Genomic DNA, 6,159 nt, shown 5'->3' on the forward strand with positions numbered 1-6,159 from the left:
TGGATCACTAAAAAAAGCCCTTGTTATTTCTAACAAGGGCTTTTTATTTATATACTCATTTTTAGCATAACCATATCGCGAAGCTGAATACCGTTTTCTATAATTGGTTCATCATAATTCTCTATAAAGAAGTCTTTCTTTACATCATACTCCACAAAGCCATTGCGTTCATAAAATCGTATTTGATCTACTCCACAATCTGCTGTACCTACTATGATCTGACGATAGCCTGCTACTCTTGCAAGTCGGATAACCTCTTTTATCAATAGACTCCCTATTCCCTTGCCCTGAAGCTCAGCAGACACAGCTATATTCTTTAATTCTATGATATCCTTATCTATAGAATACAGACAGAATACTGCTAAATCACTACCTCCTTCTCTAACAACATATACATCACTATCAAAAACATACTTATCAATCGCTTGGACAGTCTCATCAGCTAATAATAACAAAGGATAAGGCAATAATAGATTATTTTCAATTCGCTCAACCTTATATTGAGGATATACTTCTTCTAAATACATATTGTGATATTTTGTTCTCTATATTAAACCAAGATCCCCCTCAACCAAACACTTTGTGTATAGTTGATTCTAAATATTACAACTGTAGTTTTCTGTTTAAGAGGAACCTTAGACCAGAGACAAATATACTATTAATTACGAAGTGTAATCAGATGTCTTCTGTAGTAAATAAGTAATGAATATAGCCCTAGAGGCTATCATAATTAAAAAGATACAAAGTATACTTTTCATCGCTGAAGAAAAATAAAGTCACTCCCTATATTAGGTAGTAAACTCAGATAGTTATATTAAAATAGTATACCATACAATCTATTTCAATATTTGTCCCCACAATTACCATCCTCGCCTTTTAGTGACTTTATAGTATACAATATAGTTAGCTACTTATTCTTTTCCACCCCATTTATCTGGAAACAACAATTGGGCAGATAGTTAATAAAATAAACTACTAAACATTGTATCATTCTTCATGTTATATAGTAATTCTCATAACGCTTTTCTAACTTTGTGTATTTGCTTAACATTTACAGGTACAAATATAGTGGTGTTCTCGCTTATACCTTCTATCGTCAGCCATACTTTAAGAAAGTATAAGTTTAAAACTTTAAAAATGTTAATAAAATACTAATTACAGAAACCTTTTACACTCAATAAAAACGTATTAAGAACTAGAATCCAACATCTTAACTCAATTCCTTTACTCCATTTTCACTATACAGTTTCAGTAGTTAAACAAGTTTTAGTCAATCCCCCATCTAATACCTTCTATCCCCTACTTCATAGTTGTGATGTACATATTTTTATTCTACTTTTACTACAACTAGAGTTGCCTTCATTATACTAGTCAAACCTAAATCTTTTTAAAATTCTAACCATGTATTCTGCCTCTTTCCTATTAGTATTACTTGACATTCTTACTCAATATTGTAAGCGAATATCTGTAAGACGCTATGTAGTATACATCCTATGTAGCTTGCTAATTATAGGCATGTTTGGTTGTCAAAAAACAACAGTGAAAACAAATCACCTTAGCAACCAAAAAATATTAGATAATATCGAATCTAATGAGAAGTCAGTACTCGAAAACCAATATACACTAGACTCCTTATTCGCAATAACGAAAGAAACAGACCCTAGGAGCCCACAATTAATCGATATCGCTTCTAAAGCATATAATCTAGAGCTATATGATCAATACTTTAGATATTCTAAGGAAATCAATCAAATAGCGACTAAGAACAATGACTCCCTAGTAGTAGCTAAATCATTATGGTATATCGGAGATTACTACGATTATAAAATGCAATTAGATAGTGCATACATATACTTTGACCAAGCAGAACAGATATACCAAACTATTCGCTCAGATGAGAACATGGCAAGAATGCAACAATATAAATCTATAGTCTTATTTAGAGAAGGGTTATATATTGAAGCAGAAAATAAAGCACTAGAAGCTCTGGAAACTTTAGATAAAAAACCTAATAGTAGGCTTTTATATGAAATAAACTTAAACCTAGGTAATATCTTAGATCTAAATCAACAGCCTAACGAAGCACTTCTCTACTATTCAGAAGCTATTCATATTCTAGAAAATCTTTATAAAAAAGACCTTATAAAACAAGAAGACTTCCTATTAGCTAAAGCATTTTGTTACAATAACATCGGGACTTTATACCATACACAACAAGCATATCTTAATGCAGAAACCTATTTACAATACAGTTATAACATACTTATTGATCTAGAAACAGATCATGAACTATATGCAATTGTTTTAACTAATTTAGGAACTCTTAATATTAGTTTAAACAATATTCTTAAAGCTGAGAACCTTTTAATAGAATCTTTAAAGCTTAGTAAAAAATTGTCCTATAAACAAAGTTTAACAGCTAATAATTTTAGACTTGCTGAATTAGCCTTAAAAAAGAAAGATACCCTTGAAGCAATAGAATACTACAAACAGACCTATGCTCTTTCTAGTGAAACACATGCAAACAATACTATCTTAAAAAGCTTAAAAGCACTTAGCTTAACAGACAAAAAGGAATCAATTAAATACATTAGTCTATATTATGCTTTTAATGATAGTATCAATAAACTACAGATCAGTAAAAGAAATAAATTTGCAAGAATTAAATATGAAAGCGAAAAATTAGAAAAGAACATAGTTAACCTAAAAAAGGAGAATTCTCAACTACTGATTACTTCTATCATCATTGTACTAATAGCTATTATTCTCCTATTCATTATTCTATATAGAAATAAAATAAAAAAATATACCTTCTTAAAACAAGATCAAGAAAATAAAGAATTAATATTCAAGCTACTATTAGATCAAGAACAATTATCTCAAGATGTCTTAACGAAAGAACGAGAGAGAATTAGTCAGGAGCTACATGATGGAATCATTAACTCTCTATTTATCATTCGTTTAAGTTTGGGAAATTCTAAAGACAATATACCCATACTTAATGAAATAGAAAAGGTACAAAATCAAATCAGGCTAATCTCTCATGACCTGAAAAATCACGAGTTTATTCAACAAGGGTTCTCAGAGATTATCTCCCAACTAGTCATCCAAAACAGCACCGAATCTCAAAAGTTTCAACTTATCATATCCAAAAACTATAAATGGGATAAGATTAGCTATGATGATAAAATAAATATCTATAGAATACTACAAGAGGCAATACAGAATGTAATCAAACACTCCAAAGCTAAAAACTGTATTATCTCTATCTTTAAAACAGAGACTAGTGATAGAATAACCATCACAGATGACGGAATAGGATTTAACTACTCTAAAGTTAAGAATAGTAATGGACTCAAAAATATTAGTAATAGAGCTAAACAGCTTCATGCCTCACTAGAGGTCAATTCGACCCCTCAAGGAACTGTAATTATCATCAATATACCTCATTAAAAAAGAGGTTATCTATGTAATAACCTCTCTTAAAAAAAAATCGAAATAAATTCGATGACATTGTATATACAGATGGAATAAATCTATGACATCTTTAATCTTTTAGACTAACTAATTCAGATGTATATACTATTTTTTTCCTTTATCTACTCCTTTTTCAATATTATCCGCACTTTCCATTTCTTGTCCGAATGATCTTGTCTGGATAGAATCTCTTACTGTACTGAACTCCCCTCCTTTAAATGATTCTGAAGCATTTAGAGGTTTGCTTTCTTTCTCTAAAGGATCAACACTACATGAGTAAACTGTTAAACTCAAGATAGCAGCACAAGCATAAATAATTTTTTTGTTCATATTAATTTTCTTTTGTTATTCTTCTTCTATACTTTTACTTTATATGACAAGCAGTGTACCATACTACACTACTTTTTCACATCCTTTCAAAAATACAAATGAGTTTTTTAATCTAATGACTTGAAAAACTTCAAAAATGTTAATTTTTATAAATGAAGCTATCTTACAATTTTCTTATCATAGATGATCATCCAATGATTATCAATGGCTATAAAGCTATTATCCAAAGCAAATATGAGGCTCCTGTCTTCTATGAAGCTACTAATATAGAAGATGCCATAACACTGGTAGATACTGTAGAAAAAGTAGATTTTTTACTACTAGATTACAATATAGGTAAACCCTATAATGATATTGAGAATGGAATAGACTTAGCTAAATTCTTAGCCGATAAATACGACGGGGTAAAAATATTAGTGATTACTGCACATGAAGAAATTACTATCGTATATAATATCCATAAGAAAGTAAGACCTCACGCCTTACTGATAAAATCAGATGTAAATACAGATGAACTAATCCTAGCAATAGAAAACACAATAAAAGGAAATATCTATAGGTCTAGCAAAGCACAACAAGCTCTAATATCAATGAATCAACGTGCAGTCTTACTTCAAGAAGACAATATCCAAATCTTAATGCTGTTAGACAAGGGGTATAAAGTTCAAGAAATACCAACTTTAATTCATAAGAGTCTAAGTTCTGTACAACGTAATATCGGGCTATTAAAAGAGGTATTTAATGTAACAGAAAATAGTGGTCTACTGAGAGAGGCTAAAAAGCAAGGTTTTATATAACCGTCTAATTATCAACACCAATACTTTGAATAAAACAGGAATCACTATAAAGTGGTTCCTTGCTTTTAGGTTAACATATAGCCTTCTGTAAAATTCAGGTAGTTCTCATTTAATTAACTCTAAAGAAAACTGTCAAATAAAAAAATTTGGTTATCCTTTCTTGTTTTTATATATTGAAACTTCAATCATACATAGAAAGCATTCTATTTTCTATAAAACAATAAAACTCATTTATAAAGAACTTTTACTAAAAGAGAAATCTTTATAACCTATTTTTTTAAACAAAAAACATAAAGTATGAATACCATAAAAGTATTAAACTCAGAAGACATAAGACAATTGGTTTCTATAGAAGAAGCAATAGAAACGGTTATGGATGCTTATGTTGAACTATCTAATAATACAGCTGAAATGCCTGAGCGAGTAATAACAGGTCTAGGCAATGACGATCTAGATATCTTTTTTAAACCATCGTTAATTTCCAATATCAATACAGCAGGTGTTAAACTTTTAAGCATACGCAAACAAGGCGGTGTCAATGGTCATCCTGCTATACAAGGACTAGTTATATTAATTGACTCAGAAAACAACCTTACTCAAGCAATAGTGGATGGTTCTCATCTTACTGCCTTAAGAACAGGAGGTGCTTCTGGGGTAGCAACTCGTTATTTAGCTAGAAAAGACTCCTCTGTAATGGCTCTATTTGGAGCTGGAGCACAAGCTTATACGCAATTTGAAGCTGTATGTGCAGAAAGGCCTATTAAAAAAGCATATCTATTCGGTAGTTCTAAGACAAGTAAGTCCGTTCAAACATTCATCGAATACTACAAAGACAAATCTGATATAGAGATTATAGCTGCAGATGATTTAGAGGTTCTTGCTAATGTAGATATTATTTGTACAGTTACCCCTTCTGCAACGCCTTTATTTAAAACTTCTCAGCTCAAAAAAGGAGTACATATCAACGCGGCTGGGTCTTATAGCCCGACTATGCACGAGTTACCTGAAGATATCTTTATAAATAGTTCTCTATTTGTAGATCACAAAGATTCTTGCTTTTCTTCAACTGCTGATATCCTTGTCCCACTAGAAAAGGCATTGTTACCAGAGGAGAATTATAAAGGAGAAATCGGAGATCTAATCTTAGGTAGAATTCAAGGAAGAACAAGTGACTCTGAGATAACAGTCTTTAAAAATGTTGGTATCGCAATCCAAGACCTAATTACTGCTAAATATGCCTATGACAAGGCTTGTAGAGAAAACTTAGGTACTTCTATAAAAATGTAAGAAAAGAGTTTTTAGAATTTAAATTCTCTAATTATAATCATTAGTGTCCGATAAAACTTATTATCAATGGAATTCTTACGCATATTGCATTTATATTAGCCCCTAAATAAGCTGGAGTGAAATTAGTAAATTAATTCTTAGTACACGACAAAATTATTAAATAGTTGATTTTAAGAGAAATAAAGGAAAGGATTATTTGTAAAAAAGGCTGATATTCAGTATATTAAAGAATTATTTCTCACGTAATGCCTTTAAAAACGAACAACAG

General features: G+C 30.6%; 5 protein-coding genes. 3 read left to right on the forward strand and 2 right to left on the reverse strand.

The annotated features are described in order from the left end of the window. Nucleotides 1–47: 47 nt before the first annotated feature. Nucleotides 48–527 carry a GNAT family N-acetyltransferase gene (locus HX049_RS17465; protein WP_286417569.1) on the reverse strand — a complete coding sequence of 160 codons (480 nt, stop codon included), beginning with the start codon at nucleotides 525–527 and terminating at the stop codon, nucleotides 48–50. A gap of 1,012 nt (nucleotides 528–1,539) precedes the next feature. On the opposite strand from HX049_RS17465, the gene HX049_RS17470 reads away from it, so the two are divergent. Next, the gene (locus HX049_RS17470; RefSeq protein WP_286417571.1) at nucleotides 1,540–3,453 is read left to right on the forward strand and encodes an ATP-binding protein; all 1,914 of its coding nucleotides are present in this window, start codon (nucleotides 1,540–1,542) and stop codon (nucleotides 3,451–3,453) included. A 129-nt stretch (nucleotides 3,454–3,582) separates the two neighbouring features. Here the strand turns inward: HX049_RS17470 and HX049_RS17475 are convergent, their stop codons facing one another. Beyond that, nucleotides 3,583–3,807 (reverse strand): hypothetical protein, encoded by a 225-nt coding sequence (locus HX049_RS17475; RefSeq protein ID WP_286417573.1) that lies wholly within the window; start codon nucleotides 3,805–3,807, stop codon nucleotides 3,583–3,585. Between the two features lie 152 nt (nucleotides 3,808–3,959). On the opposite strand from HX049_RS17475, the gene HX049_RS17480 reads away from it, so the two are divergent. Together HX049_RS17480 and HX049_RS17485 are read left to right on the forward strand one after the other, a co-directional pair. Further along, the gene (locus tag HX049_RS17480; protein WP_041892930.1) at nucleotides 3,960–4,604 is read left to right on the forward strand and encodes a response regulator; all 645 of its coding nucleotides are present in this window, start codon (nucleotides 3,960–3,962) and stop codon (nucleotides 4,602–4,604) included. A gap of 297 nt (nucleotides 4,605–4,901) precedes the next feature. Further along, complete coding sequence (locus HX049_RS17485) at nucleotides 4,902–5,891, forward strand: ornithine cyclodeaminase family protein (protein ID WP_286417576.1); 990 nt, start codon at nucleotides 4,902–4,904, stop codon at nucleotides 5,889–5,891. Nucleotides 5,892–6,159 lie beyond the last annotated feature (268 nt).

The sequence above is a fragment of the Myroides odoratimimus genome, assembly GCF_030326305.1.
GTDB lineage: Bacteria > Bacteroidota > Bacteroidia > Flavobacteriales > Flavobacteriaceae > Flavobacterium > Flavobacterium odoratimimum_A.

What these genes read in the sequence shown, in the direction of transcription:
- HX049_RS17465 (WP_286417569.1), bottom strand. Translation starts at nt 527, where the DNA reads ATGTATTTAGAAGAAGTATATCCTCAATATAAGGTTGAGCGAATTGAA.
- HX049_RS17475 (WP_286417573.1), bottom strand. Translation starts at nt 3,807, where the DNA reads ATGAACAAAAAAATTATTTATGCTTGTGCTGCTATCTTGAGTTTAACA.
- HX049_RS17480 (WP_041892930.1), top strand. Translation starts at nt 3,960, where the DNA reads ATGAAGCTATCTTACAATTTTCTTATCATAGATGATCATCCAATGATT.
- HX049_RS17485 (WP_286417576.1), top strand. Translation starts at nt 4,902, where the DNA reads ATGAATACCATAAAAGTATTAAACTCAGAAGACATAAGACAATTGGTT.